Origin of the sequence: Dokdonia genika, from assembly GCF_042652845.1 — a bacterium.
GTDB classification, from domain to species: domain Bacteria; phylum Bacteroidota; class Bacteroidia; order Flavobacteriales; family Flavobacteriaceae; genus Dokdonia; species Dokdonia donghaensis.
Genome location: NZ_JBHSHB010000023.1, coordinates 118635 through 135786, shown reverse-complemented (window position 1 = coordinate 135786; position 17152 = coordinate 118635). Strand labels below are relative to the sequence as shown.

The following is a 17152-nucleotide window of genomic DNA, read 5'->3' as shown; positions in this document are numbered from 1 at the left end:
TTGTATTTTTGTAACACAAAAGTAACCAAATAAAAACCATTTATGTTTACAGGTATTATTGAAGATCTAGCCTCTATTGTATCAATCACTAAGGATCAAGAAAATATACACTACAGAGTAAAAAGTGCGATCACAAATGAGCTCAAAATAGATCAAAGTGTAGCACACAACGGCGTATGCCTTACAGTTGTAAGTATAGATGGAGACACTTATACGGTTACAGCCATACAAGAAACGCTAGATAAAACTAACCTCAACGATCTCGCTGTAAACGATATTGTAAATCTAGAACGCGCGATGAAACTAGGCGCAAGACTAGACGGCCACATTGTACAAGGTCACGTAGACCAGGTAGGAACTTGCACAGCTATAAGCGAAGAAGATGGAAGCTGGAGATTCACCTTTGACTACGACACCTCACTAGGAAATGTTACCATAGAAAAAGGCTCTATTACTGTAAATGGCACTAGCCTCACTGTTGTAGACTCAAAAGAAGGAGCTTTTAGCGTAGCTATAATTCCTTACACTTATGAACACACAGGCTTTAAAAACTTTAAAGTAGGTACTCGTGTAAACCTTGAGTTTGATGTTATAGGCAAGTATGTAAAAAGACTTACTGAGGGCTACTAGCCTTTTTCATTTTAATTTTATACATATAATACGCACCTAGTAGTAGACCTCCTATAAGTAATAACGGGAGGTGATCATCTATGGGCGCAATAAGCCCAGGTAGTGGGGTTCTACCTGGCGGAGGCGGTGCTTCTTTACCAGCAAACGCACTTATCCCCATTAATAAAAGGGGGGCTGTTGTAATGAAATTTCTGAGTTTGGGGCTCATAGTAATTCAAATATAAAATGTTTTAAACTAGGTCAATAAGAGCTAATTTAAAGAGGGTTAAGTAGGTTAATTTTGTGTATTACATCGGCAATAATACGTATTTTATCGATAAAACGAGTAATTACGTTAAAAAAAGTATAAATATTTAGAATTTTTTACCTCCTACAATATCAAAACCAACATAAATTTTAGTTAAAAAATTTTACAAAACACTGCAAATCAGTTAAATAAACCATAATATCTTAAATACTTAAGACAGATAATACATTTTAAGGTGTTAGGATAAAAAATGAGAATTTGTGCTTTTCATCGGGTATACACATACTTTAATCTAGATAAATTACCCAAAAATACGTTTTACAGAGATTAGAACATCTCTCATTATAAAGCATAAAAAAACCTCGCAAACTTATGTTTGCGAGGTTTACTAAGTGGTCCCACTTGGGCTCGAACCAAGGACCCTCTGATTATGAGTCAGATGCTCTAACCAACTGAGCTATGGGACCGTTGTTTTCTATGTTTTCTATGTTTTCTAATCTAATAGAAGTTGAAAACGGGTGCAAATTTATAATAAATCTTTACCCTAACAAAGCTTTTCTTTGCTAATTATTAATTTCTTGACATAACTCAATAAGAACACCACCTGCTGTTTTGGGATGTATAAACGCAACTAGCTTATTATCTGCACCTTTCTTAGGTTTTTCATTAAGAATAATAAACCCTTCTTTTTTTAATCTTTCCATCTCCTCTACAATATTTTCTACCGCAAAGGCTATGTGATGTATCCCTTCTCCCTTTTTTTCTATAAACTTAGCGATTGCACTATCATCGTTTGTCGCCTCTAGAAGCTCTATTTTATTAGGACCTGTTTTAAAGAAAGATGTACGCACCCCTTCAGAGGCAACTTCCTCAATCTTATAATGTGATACGCCTAGTAACTTTTCATAAAGCGAGTTGCCCGCCTCAAGATTTTTAACAGCTATACCTATGTGTTCTATCTTATTCATATCTTATTTTCTGTATTATAAATGTTTGAATTACGCTTTCGCGAAAGCGTAAAAACCATAATACAACGTTAAATACCGCATATCAAGGCTTGACAAAAGTAATACATATCAAAAAAACGTATTTTTGCAGTCTATGGAATCAAACAGACAGAAAAAAGTAGCAGGTGTTCTTCAAAAAGATCTTGCAGAAGTGCTTCAAAACGCACTTAGAGACAGCGGTCAAGGAGGCATTATTGTGTCTGTAACTAAGGTTAAGGTACCTACAGACTTATCTATTGCAAAAGTATACTTGAGCATTTTCCCTAATGATAAGGCTACTGAGATACTCAAAGAGGTTAACCAAGTAAAACCTATCATACGTCATAACATATCACAGCGCACACGTCACCAACTGCGACGTATGCCAGAACTTCAATTCTATATAGATGACACGCTAGAGTACCTAGATGGTATAGAGCGCTCTCTTAAAGGTGGTGACAACCCACTAGAAGATCCAAGTTTACTCGCTCGTAGAAAGAAAATATAAATGCAGTTTGCTCGCTATATAGCGCAACGTTACCTTGTATCAAAAAGTGGTACAAATGCTGTAAACATAATTACCTACATATCTATAGGGAGTATCATTTTAGGCACGATGGTTCTTTTTATAGTGCTCTCTGCTTTTTCTGGACTTAAGGAGTTTAATCTCTCTATTACGTCTATTATAGACCCAGACATTAAAGTACTACCCGCTACTGGCAAAACAATCACCCTCACTCCTACTCAAGAAAAGGAGCTCGCCTCATTTACAGAGATACAAGCATACTCAAAAGTAATAGAAGAACGTGCATACCTCGAGCACGAGGGTAAAACCTCACTGGGCTTTATAAAAGGAGTAGATGAAAATTACCTCAACGTTACTCAAATAGATAGTACCATCTTTGCCGGAAACTGGCCTACTCTAGGTGAGCCAGCAGTGGCTATGGGTTATCTTGTAAGAAGAAGACTCTCTATTAACCTCACAGACTATAGCAGCCTACTCTCTGTAATGACACCAAAACCTGGTACGGGACAAATCACAGATCCTACACAAGCTTTTAACTCATCAAAGGCAGTGGTGAGTGGAGTTTTTCAAGCCGGCGAGACACTTGACAATGATCATATTTTTGCAAATATTGACTTTGTAGGCGCACTATTGGGTTACCCAGAAGATAAGATAAGTACACTTGAGATTAAATTATCTCCAGAAGCAGACGAAGACCGCTTACGCGAAAAAATAAGCTCGCTACTCAATAACCACGTGATCATAAAAAACAGAATAGAGCTTAATGACGCCCTCTACAAGATGCTCAATACTGAAAACCTCGCACTCTACTTTATATGTACGCTCGTACTTATAATAGCTCTTTTTAGCTTTATAGGGAGTCTTATTATGATTATAGTAGATAAGCGCAAGCACATTAAAACACTAAGCGATCTAGGCGCATCTCTAGCATCTATACGTATGATTATATTTACGCAAGGCGCCTTAATGATTCTTCTAGGTGGCGCTGTAGGGATTATACTAGGTGCAATTCTTATTGTAATACAACAGCAGTTTGGCTTTATACCAATTACAGAGAGTTTACCCTACCCCGTAAAATTTGAGCTAGTAAATATCGTAATCGTATATGCAACAATAGTGATACTAGGCTTTTTAAGCGCTAGACTTGCGGCCTCAAGGATAAATAAGAAATTTATAAGCTCAGACTAGACAAACTCGTAACCTGCAAATTTCTCTTCAATAAGGTTTAATGCAGCAAAGACATCTTCACTTTTATCTGAAGTTACTAGCTTCATACGGTATTCCTTAAAATGCGGAATCCCTCTAAAGTAGTTTGTATAATGCCTTCTTGTTTCAAACACGCCAAGTATCTCTCCTTTCCAGGCTATAGACATCTCTAGGTGACGTCGTGCAGCTTCTACGCGCTCTACTAGGGTAGGTGGCTTTTTATGCTCTCCTGTTTTCATAAAGTGCTTTACTTCATTAAAAAACCACGGGTAGCCTATACTTGCACGACCTATCATCGCTCCATCAAGGCCATACTCATCACGCATCTCCACAGCGCGCTCTGGAGAGTTTACATCTCCGTTGCCAAACACTGGGATGTGCATTCTTTGATTATTCTTTACTGCAGCAATAGGCTTCCAGTCTGCATCACCTTTATACATTTGTGCACGTGTACGACCGTGTATAGATATTGCAGCACAACCTACGTCTTGTAAACGCTCTGCAACCTCAACAATCTTAATACTATCGTGATCCCAACCTAAGCGGGTTTTTACAGTAACAGGCAGCTTAGTATGCTCTACCATAGACTTGGTTAACTTAACCATAAGGTCTATATCTTTTAAGATACCGGCACCAGCTCCTTTTGACACTACTTTCTTGACTGGACACCCAAAGTTAATATCAATAATATCTGGCCCACTTGCCTCTACAATCTCCACACTACGCAACATAGACTCCTCTACTGCTCCAAAAATCTGAATACCTACAGGACGTTCTTTTTCATAAATATCCAGTTTCATCACACTCTTTGCAGCGTCACGTATCAACCCTTCACTAGATATAAACTCTGTATATACAACATCTGCCCCCTGTTCTTTACATAACGCTCTAAATGGCGGATCACTTACATCCTCCATAGGTGCTAGTAATAGCGGAAAATCTCCTACATCTATATCTCCTATTTTTGCCATACTTAATTTCCTTGCCTTATTCTCTTGATACGTATCACGCACAAAAGAACTCAAATAATTTAATCTGGCACAAAGGTAACTTCTTTTTAGTGTTTATACCTACTCGTTATAAAATGCTTGTCGCGTAGGTCTGTCATAGGTTTTTCATAAAGACGATACCACAACCCTGCTATTAGAAATAAAAGTATAAAGTATATGGCTGCATAACCCACTCTCTCATTAAAACTTAACAACTCTATAGGCCACAACCATCGCATACCCTGCAACAATAACCCATAATGCAAGAGGTAAACCGCATATGAGGTTATACTTACATAACGTATGGGCACAGCTATAAATCGAGGCGCTTGACGCCAAGAAGAAAGAACTGGCAAGGTAAGAGCGATGGCAATCGAAGTAAGTGGCAAATAGATTACATCCCAAATAAATGATGCAGCCACAGGATCTAAACTGTATTTTCCTAAAACAAACTGAAACCCAAAAAACAATATTACTCCTAAAGCAAATAATAACTGTTTGTGTTTAAGCCAGTGATTTGGATATTTATGAGATAGATATGCTGCTAGTACACCATAATAAATTGCATCTATTCTATAGATGACTACTGCCTTTAGATTTATGTTCCACTGCTGCGCATTAAGTGTTGGTGTGGTAAAATGGTAGAGTAATTTAGTTATAAGAAATACGATTATGACTGCTATTGTGCTGCCCAGGAATAAGGTTTCTTTTTTTGCTTTCGCGAAAGCGTAAACCACAACATATAATAACAATGGCCCTATAATATATGCCACCTCCTCTACTGGCAAGCTCCACGACTCTGTAAAAAACACCTCCATCCCCGAAGAGAAATTCTGAAGGAAAAGAAAGTAGTATGGTATATTTTTTGGAAGCTGTCTACCTATCGCAATAACTAGCAAAATATTGAGAACTAAAGCGAGGTAATAGCTAGGCAACGTACGGAACCACCTGCGTACTAAAAAATACTTAACATCGCGCATCCCAAAATCTTCTTTTACAAATAGCCTAAGCAATATAGACCCTATTAAATAGCCGCTCAGGACAAAAAAGATCTCTACACCCATCACTCCCCCTAGTTGTAGTAGCGGGATGACACCTCCATATTGCTCGGGGAAAATATATAAAATGTGCGATCCTAAAACAGCAAGAATCGCGATTGCTCGCATTAAGTCAAGCCCAAAAACACGCTGCCTAGATGAAGAGCTGCTAGTCAAAAGATGATTATTCTTTAAGTCGTTCTAACTCATCAATCTCAAGAGCTCTATTATTATCTTGTAATTTAAAATTACCAAACTTATAGGTAAAGCCTACTTGCAAGTTTTGTGTCTCCGGAACAGCGAAATAAGCATTGTCTTGGTTAAGATATTGAGAGGTAAGCAAAGCATTTGCCTCCCCTAGTATGTCATTTACAGTTACTTTAAGTATAGCTCTGTTTTTCCAAAACTTCTTTTGTACACCGGCATTTAATGTAATCACCCGGTCTTGAATATAGCTTGCAGCTAGAAATTTAGAAATATACTCTGCGCTCACCTCTGCTGTCCAACTTCTATCTTTACTAAGTGTGAGGTAATTACCAATGTATGCATACACTCCATCTACCTTATTATCTTGAGCAACATTGCCACTCTCTTGCGCAAGGAAAGTAACCTCCTCGTGAAAGGCACTTAGGTAAGTGTATAAATAATACCAGTTTGAAACACTTCTACCGTGTGTGAAGTCGAGACCCCAAGATTTACTACCTAATGCATTTTGATTTGAGGTGCGTAATACTTGTGCATCGTTATTTTGGAAAGGAAGCCTTAATATCTCATTTCCATTATCACGATAATAGAGATCAAAAGAGTAAGCACTTTTTAAAGTATAATTAAAATTAAATCGATGACTAAAAGCTGGAATTAACTGTGCATTACCTTGATCAAAATTATTTTCATTTAAGAAGTAGGCAAATGGGTTTAAATCTTGATACCTAGGCCTATCTACTCTTCTTGAGTAGTCCAAGCTAAAACTATGATTCTCAACAGGAGCATACTGCACATATGCAGTTGGAAAAAATTCTAGATAATCCAAATCGTTAATCTCGTTAAGCGCAAGCGAAGTTCCCTTTGAGTTAGTTTGCTCTGCGCGCAACCCAGCTTTTAAACTCCATTTATCCCAATCTTTTGCCACAGAAACATAACCCGCAACAATATCTTCATCATATAGAAAATCATCATCTTGCGCTTCTTGCAAACCTGACACACCACTATCTACAATAGTTGGAAATTTAATCACAGATCTAGAATCTATAATAGACGTTCTTGCACCCAGTTCTAAAGCAACAGTCCCTAAGGTCGTTGCATAGTCTATTTGCCCTGTATAAATCTCAATGTCTTGAAAAGAGTCACTCGTAAAACGCACATTTCTAAACTGCTCCCCAGTAGCATCTATATATCGAGAATTTAAAGATTGATCACGCTTTCGCGAAAAATTAGTATGATGCACATTCATACTCAATGATCCATTGTTAAGCGTCTTGGTATACTTTGCATCTAGCGCAATATTAGTGCGCTCTCCATTTAATCCGCTAGAGGTTCTAATCGTGTACGGGTCTTCTATAGATGAAATAACATCTGTTATAGATCTTGAGTAATCATAAATACCTGGTGAATATAAACCCACAGCAGAAAAACTTAACTGCGAAGTCTCATTAAGCTTATAATCCATAATAAGATTTGCGTTATGAGCATTTGACCAGTTTTTACGTTCAAAATCTTGAAGCCAGTTTATATGTTCATCTGCAGTTCTATAGTTTATAAAATTGTCACTCATAAAAGAGGACTTCTGCGGGTTGAAACTATAATTAAAAAATAGATTCAATTTTTCATTTTTATAATACTGTGACGTCCCAAAAGAATGTTTTGGAAAAATGCCGTAAGTTCCTCTTGCAAAAACAGTTCCTTTATAGCCTAAAGACACCACCTTTGAAGTAATAATATTAAGTACGGGACCTCCCTCTGCCTCATATCTAGCTGGTGGATTTGCAATCACCTCTACAGATTGTATAGCATCACCAGAGAGACTACTTAAAAGATCTTGAATTTCTTCTGCGCTCAATTGCACTCTCTTATCATTGAGATACACAGTAACTCCTTCATTTCTAATTGTAATCTCTTCTTGATTTACAACTACTCCCGGAGTTCTTTTTAAAATATCCATCGTATTACCCGATGATAGTATGGTATTTTCTACATTAAAAACAAGTCTATCTGCTTTGCGTACAACAGTTGGTTTTTTTGAAGTAAGCACGACTTCATCTAGACTTTCTTGACTTGCGTTAAGCACTATGGGTCTTAAAGTTGTGTCTTTTTCTAGTAGAATACTTTCAATTTTTTGGTCGTCATAACCTACAAAACTAACTGTAAGGTGGTATGTGCCTGTTTTGAGATTTTCTAGACTAAAGGAACCGTCCTCTTCTGTGATAGTACCTTTTACCAGCTTTTGCTCCTCGTCAAGTAGTACAACGTTTGCAAAGGCAATGGGACTGTTTTGAGAAGTGTTTACAACTCCTTGAATACGTATGTTTTGGGCGATGATTGATGAGATGCTAAAAAACATCAACAGTATGATAACAGGTCGGATAATGCTAATTTTTAGAGCTTTAAAAGTAACACCTCTTTCAAAAACATTTCACATAATTTTAAGAATTTTCGACCAAATACACAAAATCTATTTTACTGAGAAATAAATAGCTCTTAATAGCCGTATATTTGCACCCTATTTGCTATGACTATGAAGAATATTAGAAATTTTTGCATTATTGCGCACATTGACCACGGTAAGAGTACACTAGCAGACCGTCTCCTTGATGAGACCGCTACAGTTACAAAACGTGAAGCTCAGGCGCAATTACTAGATAGTATGGATTTGGAACGTGAGCGCGGTATTACCATTAAGTCCCACGCTATCCAGATGGAGTATAAATACAAAGGCGAAGATTACATTCTAAATCTCATAGATACACCCGGTCACGTAGATTTCTCATATGAAGTATCGCGTAGTATAGCCGCTTGTGAAGGAGCGCTTCTAGTAGTAGATGCAGCACAAAGTATACAGGCACAAACTATCTCAAACCTTTATCTAGCACTAGAGAATGATCTAGAGATCATACCGGTACTTAATAAAGTTGATTTACCTAGTGCAAATCCAGAAGAGGTAACAGATGATATTGTAGACCTACTAGGTTGTGATGCAGAAGAAGTAATTCCAGCATCTGCAAAAACAGGTATAGGTATTGAAGAAATTCTTGCCGCAGTAATAGAGCGCATACCTGCTCCAAAGGGTAATTCAGATGAACCACTACAAGCGCTTATTTTTGATAGTGTTTACAACCCTTTTAGAGGAGTAGAAACGTACTTTAGAGTAATAAATGGCTCTATTAGAAAAAACCAACAAATAAAATTTGTAGCTACTGGAAACACGTATGGTGCAGATGAGGTAGGAACATTAAAACTTACACAAGCACCTAAGCAAGAAATAAAAGCGGGTGACGTAGGATACCTTATTACAGGTATAAAAGATGCCCGTGAGGTAAAAGTAGGTGATACTATTACAGACGCTAAGAACCCTACACAAAACGCCATTGCAGGTTTTGAAGACGTAAAGCCTATGGTATTTGCAGGTATTTATCCTGTAGACACGGAGGACTATGAGGAGCTACGCAACTCGATGGAAAAACTACAGCTTAATGATGCGTCTCTAGTATTTGAGCCAGAAAGTTCGGCGGCATTAGGTTTTGGATTTAGATGTGGGTTCTTAGGAATGTTACACCTCGAGATTATACAAGAAAGATTAGAACGTGAGTTTGATATGACTGTTATCACAACAGTACCTAACGTATCTTATCACGCGTTTACAAATAAACATCCAGATGATATTATTTTAGTAAATAATCCATCAGATCTTCCAGATCCATCTAGTATGAATCGTGTGGAAGAACCCTTTATTAAAGCAACCATTATTACAAAGTCTGACTTTGTAGGACCTGTAATGTCATTATGTATAGAAAAGAGAGGTCAAATAGCTAGCCAGACATACTTAACAACAGAGCGTGTTGAACTTACTTTTGATATGCCACTTGCAGAGATTGTTTTTGATTTTTATGATCGTCTTAAAACAGTTTCAAAGGGGTATGCGAGTTTTGACTACTCTCCTATAGGTATGAGAGCTTCAAAACTGGTTAAGGTAGATGTACTTCTCAACGGGCAACCAGTAGATGCACTATCTGCGCTCTTACACCAAGACAATGCTTATGATATAGGTAAGCGTATGTGTGAGAAATTAAGAGAACTTATCCCACGCCAGCAGTTTGATATTCCTATACAGGCTGCAATAGGTGCAAAGATCATCTCTCGTGAGACGGTAAAAGCACTACGTAAGGATGTAACGGCTAAGTGTTACGGTGGTGATATTTCGCGAAAGCGTAAACTTCTAGAAAAGCAGAAAAAAGGTAAGAAACGTATGCGTGCTGTGGGTAATGTAGAGATACCACAAGAAGCGTTTATGGCGGTTCTTAAACTTAACGATTAAGCATATATAAAGTATAAACAAGCTGCAAATATAATATTTGCAGCTTTTTTACTTTTACAGCAACTCGTTTGTAAAAATGGTATTGGCATCTATGGGTTTTGTCTCAAGACCTTTGTTATATAACCACTCTAAAAAAGTGGTTATAACTCCCTGATCCATTCTCCCCCAAGAATCTCCTGTACCAAATGCTTTTAAAGACATCTGTAATGCCTTTTTAAGATCTATCTCTTTATCCTTTTCGGGTACAAGTGATGCGAGTATAGCAATAGCCTCCTCAGGTCGCTCTTTACAATATAGATAGCCTCGAGCAGTAGCTTTAAGGAAAGCCTGGTAAGCTTCCTTACGTGCCACTATTTTATTTTCATCTACAACTATTACTGGTGAGTATGAGTATGGCACCTTGTAATCTGCCATTTTAAAATAGGTGAAGTCATCACCCCTCTCTTGCACCTGCACGCCTTCCCAATTTAAAAACACCCAGGTAGCATCATAAGTTCCTGCAATGAGCGCATCCCAAATACCCAGCTTATATGGATACTCAAGTTCTAGTACTCCCTCACCACCATCATTACGTATCATTTGTTTTACGATTTCATCTTCATATCGTGCTTTGTAAGATGCATAAGTTTTATGATCTAAAGAACTAGGAGATGCGATACCACTATCACGTTTAACCACAATAGCACTAACATCTTCTTGCAAGATAGCAGCAACCGCCTTAAGCGGGAAAGGGCTTGACTTTGTGCGGTAACTAAGCAAGCTCTCCGTAGGGCACAATGCCATATCTACTAGACCGAGCTCTACCTTCTTTGCTGGGGTGAGTTCATAATTATCTGAGGCGGGATTTCCTATAGCTACTTCTAGCCCTTCTTCTTTGTAAAAGCCCTGTGCTTGAGCCACAAAAAAACCTATATGATTTATATTAGGCGTCCAGTCTAGTGCTAGTTTAATGTGATTTGATTTCATTTTTTGATGAGTTTGATGAGTTGTTTTATAGTTTGTTGACTTGTATGTGTTTCTTTCTTTATGCGTTTTTGAGGTGAAGAGTTTTCTATTACGCTTTCGCGAAAGCTGCCGTGCACTTCTTTAAAACCAGCATCTAAAAATTTTTCAACATTTGTAATTGAAACTCCGCCTCCTGGCAGAATAACAATGCGCTCCTTAGCTTGCTCGCGTAGTGATTTCAAAACATCAAACCCCTCAATAACATCTGGTTTTTGACCAGAAGTAAGAACGCGATCTACGCCTAGCTCTATAAGCTCCTCTAGACCTTGTACAGGATCAAGCACTTGATCAAACGCACGATGAAAAGTAAAAGACATTCCCTCACTAGCCTTTACAAGCTGTGATGTTCTTTTAATGTCTATTATATGATCACTGAGCAGTACGCCAGACACTATACCTTGCACACCCATAGACTTTGCAAAAGCAATATCACGCAACATCGTTTTAAACTCACTATTTGAGTATATAAAATCACCAGCGCGTGGTCGTATAAGCACAAAAGATGTTATTGATAGATCTTGCATCACCTTCTTAATAAGTGCGTGACTAGGTGTTACACCTCCTACGTCAAGCTGCTCGCATAACTCAATACGATGTGCACCTCCATTTTGCGCTGCTAGGGCACTCTCAAATGAATTTGCACAGACCTCAATTTTCATATACTAAAGGTACTAAACCTAAAACCACTGTCAAATTTTGCGAGAGCTATCTCGTATAGCTTTAGGGCTTTTATTATCTTAGACACAAACCAATCCTTGCAAATGCGTCACCTACTTACCTTATTAATTGCAGCAATATTTATTACCTCGTGTAAACACGTTACTGAGACCACTCCTGCACAAAAGGACCAAGCGCTTATAAATTATGTAAATCCATTTATAGGCACCGGCGGTCACGGCCATACTTACCCCGGTGCGACAATGCCCTTTGGGATGATGCAGTTAAGTCCAGATACAAGACTAGATGGCTGGGATGGCTGCTCCGGTTATCACTATGATGATGAGTACATCTATGGTTTTAGCCATACACACTTAAGTGGGACTGGCGTTTCAGACTATGGTGATATTTTACTTATGCCGTCTAACACCATACTTTTTAATAACGGCGCAAATGGTAAAAAAGGATATCGTGATCACTTCTCTCACGATAATGAAATTGCCCAACCGGGATATTATAAAGTACACCTAGATAGTACAAATATAGACGTAGAGCTTACGGTTTCTCAACGTAGTGGTGTTCATAAATACGCTTTCGCGAAAGCGGACTCCCTCAACAACTACCTCATCATAGATCTTGATCACAGAGACGAAGTGCTAAGCGCCTCTTGGGAAGTCATTAAAGAAGATGACGACCAGAAACTATTTACCGAAATGCAAGGCCATCGTCACAGTAAAGCTTGGGCATCAAAACAATTACTTTATTACTATCTCAAAACCTCACACCCTTTTAAATACATTAAAGACCCACAGTCTAAAAGCAACAAGGTGGCTCTTAAGTTTGAGAATCCCAGCAATGAGCCTGTGATCATAAAAATAGGAATCTCTGCAGTAGATGAGAAGGGTGCAAAACAAAACTTAGAAACAGAGATAGGCGACAAAACCTTTGAGCAAGTAAAAGCAACTGTTCAAAGTACCTGGGAGAAACAACTAGAAAAAATTATCGTTGAGTCAGACAACACAACATATAAAACTAACTTTTACACCTCGCTCTATCACACGATGCTTGCGCCTAATATTTATCAAGATATAGACGGTCGCTACCGAGGTATGGATCTAGAAATTCATCAAACTACAGATTTTGATTACTATAGTGTTTTCTCACTTTGGGATACATATCGCGCGGCACACCCGCTATACACCATTATAGAAGAGCAGCGCACAAATGATTTTATAAACACCTTTATTGCAAAATATGACGAGGGTGGCATAATGCCTATATGGGATCTTTCTGGTAATTACACAGGCTGTATGATAGGCTATCACGCCGTTCCAGTTATAGCAGATGCGTATATTAAAGGCATAAGAGACTACGATACAGATCGTGCCTTTGAGGCGATGCTACATAGCGCATCACAAGATAAACTAGGTCTAGACTCCTATAAAAAATATGGATTTATACCCACAGAAATGGAAGCAGAGTCTGTTTCAAAAACATTAGAATATGCCTATGATGACTGGACTATAGCCATAATGGCTCAAGAAAGAGGTGACGAAGAAAGCTATAAATCGTTTATCCAAAGAGCACAAAACTATAAAAATGTATATGACCCAAAATCAGGGTTTATGCGAGGTAGAATGCGTAATAGCTGGTTCTCGCCATTTGACCCCTACGAAGTAAACTTTAATTACACAGAGGCAAACTCTTGGCAATACAGCTTTTATGTGCCTCAAGACGTGAGTGGGTTTATAGATCTTGTGGGTGACAAAAAAGCGATGGATAAAAAGCTAGATGCACTTTTTACAGCCCAGCAAGAAACTTCTGGAAGGCACCAGCAAGACATCACAGGTTTAATAGGACAGTATGCACACGGTAATGAGCCTAGTCATCATATGGCGTATCTATATAACTTTATTCATAAACCGTGGAAAACTCAAAAGCGTGTGCACGAGATTCTTACGACTATGTACAAAGACACTCCAGACGGTATCTCTGGTAATGAAGATTGTGGCCAGATGAGTGCTTGGTATGTACTCAGCTCGCTTGGGTTTTACCCTGTGACACCAGGAAGCAACACCTATGCTATAGGGACACCTCTTTTTGACAAAGCCACGATTTACCTAGAAAATGGCAATAATTTTACCATAGAAGCCAGCAATGTATCTGACAGTAATATCCATATAAAAAATGCTTCTATTAATGGTAAGGCACACCCCTACTCTTACATAAACCATAAAGATATTATGGCTGGTGGTCTCTTGCAATTTGATATGTCTAGCACTCCTGGTAGATGGGGTAAACATCCAGCGCACAGCCCAAAAACTGCCATAACAGAGCATCTCATTGTAGCTGCACCGTTTATCGCAAGTGGCGATATTACTTTTACAGAAAATACAACCGTCGCGTTACAGTCTACAGATAAAGATGCAGAGATATACTTTGCGCTAAAAGAAGACGGCGAGACCTTTAAGCGATATAGAAAACCCATTACCATAACATCAGATACAGAGTTACGTACTTATGCCATTTCAAGACATGGCAAAAGTGCTACAATCTCCACCCCTTTTCATAAAATAAATGATGCTTATAAAGTGACTCTCGAGACTACTTATGCAAATGAATACAGTGCAGGTGGAGAGAATGCCTTAATAGATGGCATAAGAGGTTCAAAAGAATACAGATCTGGCACCTGGCAAGGATATAATAATAAAGATGTAGTTGCTACACTAGATCTAGGAGAAGTAAAAAAAATAAACGCAATTGCCACCTCATTTTTACAAGACCAACGCAGCTGGATTTTTTACCCTACTGAGGTTAGCTTTTTTACCTCTATAGATGGCACCACTTTTACACCCTACTATAGCCAAGATATAGATGCAACTATAGAAAGTGAAGAGACTTTAATTAAAACGGTAGCAGCATCTCAAGATGAGCAAGCAGCGAGATACATAAAAGTTATAGCAAAGACGGTAGGAGATTTACCTAGCTGGCATTTAGGTCACACGTATGACGGCAAAAGCTGGATATTTATAGATGAACTTATAGTTAAGTAGTAATGACAACACCCTTAGTAACCATACATTGGCTCAAAGAGCATAGAGAAGACAAAAACCTTATACTACTAGACGCAAGTCAAGAGTATGATGAGAACAACACCATAAAAGGAGCAGTTCATTTTGATATCAAAAATACCTTTAGCAATACTAAAAGTCCATATCCCAACACATTCCCTAGTGAAAAGCAGTTTGAAGAGGAGTGTAGAAAACTTGGTATTACCAGAGATTCACAAATCGTTGTTTTTGACAGCAAAGGAATATTCACTAGCACAAGAGTGTGGTGGATGTTTACCGTAATGGATCATAAGACTGTAGCCGTACTTGATGGCGGTCTACCAGCCTGGAATGGAGCAGGATTTGAATCCTTAGAAATTCATAAACCTAAAGACACGTCTACTTCCTTTAAAGCACATAAAAATGAAGCAGTCATATACCATTATGATCAAATAGTAGATAATTGTAATACACAAGAGTACCAGCTTATAGATGCAAGATCACAAGGGCGTTTTAATGGTACAGCTCCAGAGCCACGAGCTCACTTACAAAGCGGTCATATAAAAAACGCACTTAACCTCCCCTACACTCAAGTGTTATCTAATGGTTATTACAAGCCAAAAGAAGAACTAGAAAAACTATTTAAGGATCTACATATAGACAAACGTCCTATCATTTTTAGTTGTGGCTCTGGCATAACGGCTTGCATTATTCTACTCGCCTTTACCCTAGTTTCAGATCAAGAGTCTTACGTTTATGATGGTTCTTGGACAGAGTGGGCAGAGCGCAATAAACTCTATACACAAGTATAACAACACTACTTTTTAAGATGTAAGATGCACCTATTATGAATAGAAGAAAATTTATAAATCGTTCGGCGGTAGCTGGGGCGGGTATTGCTACTGGAGCAAGTATACTAAGCTGTGATGATAATGTCAAAAACAGCAAGGATAATAATTCCGCTTTCGCGAAAGCGCAACAAAAACCAGCACCCATCGCTATCTGTACTTGGGGGTTTTCTGGCGCTACAGAAAAAGCTGGGGAATTACTCACAACTGGTTCTTCTGCTCTAGATGCAATCATTGCCGGTGTTGCCGTAGAAGAAGAAAACATAGAAAACACCACTGTAGGTATAGGTGCAACTCCAGACAGAGAGGGCAATGTGACTCTAGATGCCTGTGTTATGAATCCTCAAGGTGACTGTGGCGCCGTGCTCGCCGTAGAAAATATTGTAAACGTAGCCGCCCTCGCCCGCAAAGTGATGGAAGACACGCCACACGTAATACTTGCAGGTAAAGGCGCAGAGGAGTTTGCATACCAGCAGGGATTCAAAAAAGAAAATCTACTCACAGAAGAGCGTAAAAATGCCTGGCAAGAATGGCTCAAAACTAGTGACTATAAACCAGAAATTAATATAGAAAACCACGATACTATAGGAATGCTCGCTATAGACAAAGACGGTGATATTGCTGGTGTATGTACAACCTCAGGCTTAGGCTATAAGATGAAAGGTCGCGTGGGAGATTCTCCTATTATAGGCTCTGGATTATTTATAGATAACGAGGTGGGCGGTGCCGTGGCTACAGGTATGGGTGAAGAGGTTTTAAAAACGGTAGGAAGCTTCTTGATAGTTGAGTTGATGCGCGGTGGGATGAGCCCCCAAAAAGCCTGCGAAGAAGCCATTACAAGAATTACAAAAAAGGGACCTAGATATAAAGATTTTCAAATAGCCTACATCGCCATAAATAAATCTGGTGAGGTAGGAAGCCACTGTATACATAAAGGTTTTACAATGATGAAATATCAAAATGGTGAGAATAAAAATATAACTTCTAGCTACTACAATAGTGACAAAAGCTGAATCTACAACCAAAATTATCTTAATAAATAGACGTGAAGCGTATTTTTGACGACCAACTACTCAATTAAAGGTTTATGGATTTTTAACAATGTAGCCACTATAAAAATCTACTATCTTTAACCCTTGAAATTCAACTATATAATTAACATTCTTGTTAATCCTTTTAAAAAGTAACAATAAACAAATCAAAGAATTGTTATATATTTGTATAAGCCTTAGGGCGAAAAATATTTAAGACTGTTGTAATTGACTTTTAATAATCAATTATGATTTGGGGTGAAAGCCAAGCATTTTTGCTTGGCTTTCTTTATTCCCAAATGTTAGGTTTTTTCTACTTCGTTTTAATGGCCCTAGTTCATTTTATTTTAAAAATGATTTTTTTCTTACCCTCGTATAATTTATTAACAGTGCCCGCTATTCCGAATGCATC

The 17152-nt window shown here is 38.2% G+C and carries 14 protein-coding genes and 1 tRNA gene; 7 read left to right on the top strand and 8 right to left on the bottom strand.

Going from position 1 to position 17152, the window contains the following annotated elements:
- Positions 1-42 precede the first annotated feature (42 nt).
- Positions 43-630 (top strand): riboflavin synthase, encoded by a 588-nt coding sequence (locus tag ACFO5T_RS11830; RefSeq protein WP_035325575.1) that lies wholly within the window; start codon positions 43-45, stop codon positions 628-630.
- Here ACFO5T_RS11830 and ACFO5T_RS11825 read toward each other — a convergent pair.
- The 3 genes from ACFO5T_RS11825 to mce form a co-directional block, all read right to left on the bottom strand.
- Entirely contained in the window at positions 614-838 is a 225-nt protein-coding gene (locus ACFO5T_RS11825) for a hypothetical protein (protein ID WP_152594948.1), read from the bottom strand. The two genes, ACFO5T_RS11830 and ACFO5T_RS11825, sit on opposite strands and share 17 nt — an antisense overlap.
- Positions 839-1270: 432 nt before the next feature.
- Positions 1271-1344, bottom strand: a tRNA-Ile gene (locus tag ACFO5T_RS11820).
- 96 nt (positions 1345-1440) lie between these two features.
- A complete protein-coding gene (gene mce / locus ACFO5T_RS11815) occupies positions 1441-1845 on the bottom strand; it encodes a methylmalonyl-CoA epimerase (protein ID WP_380034612.1) in 405 nt (134 codons plus the stop codon).
- Between the two features lie 133 nt (positions 1846-1978).
- On the opposite strand from mce, the gene rbfA reads away from it, so the two are divergent.
- A complete protein-coding gene (gene rbfA / locus ACFO5T_RS11810) occupies positions 1979-2371 on the top strand; it encodes a 30S ribosome-binding factor RbfA (RefSeq protein ID WP_021778132.1) in 393 nt (130 codons plus the stop codon).
- A complete protein-coding gene (locus ACFO5T_RS11805; RefSeq protein WP_375252846.1) occupies positions 2372-3577 on the top strand; it encodes an FtsX-like permease family protein in 1206 nt (401 codons plus the stop codon).
- Here the strand turns inward: ACFO5T_RS11805 and dusB are convergent.
- The 3 genes from dusB to ACFO5T_RS11790 all read right to left on the bottom strand — a co-directional run bounded on the left by dusB (position 3574) and on the right by ACFO5T_RS11790 (position 8178).
- Positions 3574-4566, bottom strand: a complete 993-nt coding sequence (dusB, locus tag ACFO5T_RS11800) for a tRNA dihydrouridine synthase DusB (protein ID WP_035328796.1) — start codon at positions 4564-4566, stop codon at positions 3574-3576. The two genes, ACFO5T_RS11805 and dusB, sit on opposite strands and share 4 nt — an antisense overlap.
- Positions 4567-4652: 86 nt before the next feature.
- Positions 4653-5798: an acyltransferase family protein gene (locus tag ACFO5T_RS11795; protein WP_380034609.1), complete on the bottom strand. Its 1146-nt coding sequence runs from the start codon at positions 5796-5798 to the stop codon at positions 4653-4655.
- A 7-nt stretch (positions 5799-5805) separates the two neighbouring features.
- On the bottom strand, positions 5806-8178 hold the full coding sequence (locus tag ACFO5T_RS11790) for a TonB-dependent receptor (protein ID WP_380034607.1): 2373 nt from the start codon (positions 8176-8178) through the stop codon (positions 5806-5808).
- 174 nt (positions 8179-8352) lie between these two features.
- On the opposite strand from ACFO5T_RS11790, the gene lepA reads away from it, so the two are divergent.
- The gene (gene lepA / locus ACFO5T_RS11785) at positions 8353-10149 is read left to right on the top strand and encodes a translation elongation factor 4 (protein WP_380034605.1); all 1797 of its coding nucleotides are present in this window, start codon (positions 8353-8355) and stop codon (positions 10147-10149) included.
- Between the two features lie 54 nt (positions 10150-10203).
- On the opposite strand, the gene ACFO5T_RS11780 is transcribed toward lepA, so the two are convergent.
- A complete protein-coding gene (locus tag ACFO5T_RS11780) occupies positions 10204-11115 on the bottom strand; it encodes an ABC transporter substrate-binding protein (RefSeq protein ID WP_380034603.1) in 912 nt (303 codons plus the stop codon).
- The gene (locus ACFO5T_RS11775) at positions 11112-11813 is read right to left on the bottom strand and encodes a copper homeostasis protein CutC (RefSeq protein WP_380034601.1); all 702 of its coding nucleotides are present in this window, start codon (positions 11811-11813) and stop codon (positions 11112-11114) included. The genes ACFO5T_RS11780 and ACFO5T_RS11775 overlap by 4 nt, the downstream gene beginning before the upstream one ends.
- Before the next feature lie 102 nt (positions 11814-11915).
- On the opposite strand from ACFO5T_RS11775, the gene ACFO5T_RS11770 reads away from it, so the two are divergent.
- Genes ACFO5T_RS11770 through ACFO5T_RS11760 form a run of 3 tightly spaced genes read left to right on the top strand, consistent with a single transcriptional unit; the run spans position 11916 to position 16722 of the window.
- A complete protein-coding gene (locus tag ACFO5T_RS11770; protein WP_380034599.1) occupies positions 11916-14864 on the top strand; it encodes a GH92 family glycosyl hydrolase in 2949 nt (982 codons plus the stop codon).
- Positions 14865-14866: 2 nt separating this feature from the next.
- The gene (locus ACFO5T_RS11765) at positions 14867-15673 is read left to right on the top strand and encodes a sulfurtransferase (RefSeq protein ID WP_380034597.1); all 807 of its coding nucleotides are present in this window, start codon (positions 14867-14869) and stop codon (positions 15671-15673) included.
- A gap of 35 nt (positions 15674-15708) precedes the next feature.
- A complete protein-coding gene (locus ACFO5T_RS11760) occupies positions 15709-16722 on the top strand; it encodes an isoaspartyl peptidase/L-asparaginase family protein (RefSeq protein ID WP_380034595.1) in 1014 nt (337 codons plus the stop codon).
- Positions 16723-17152: the final 430 nt, after the last annotated feature.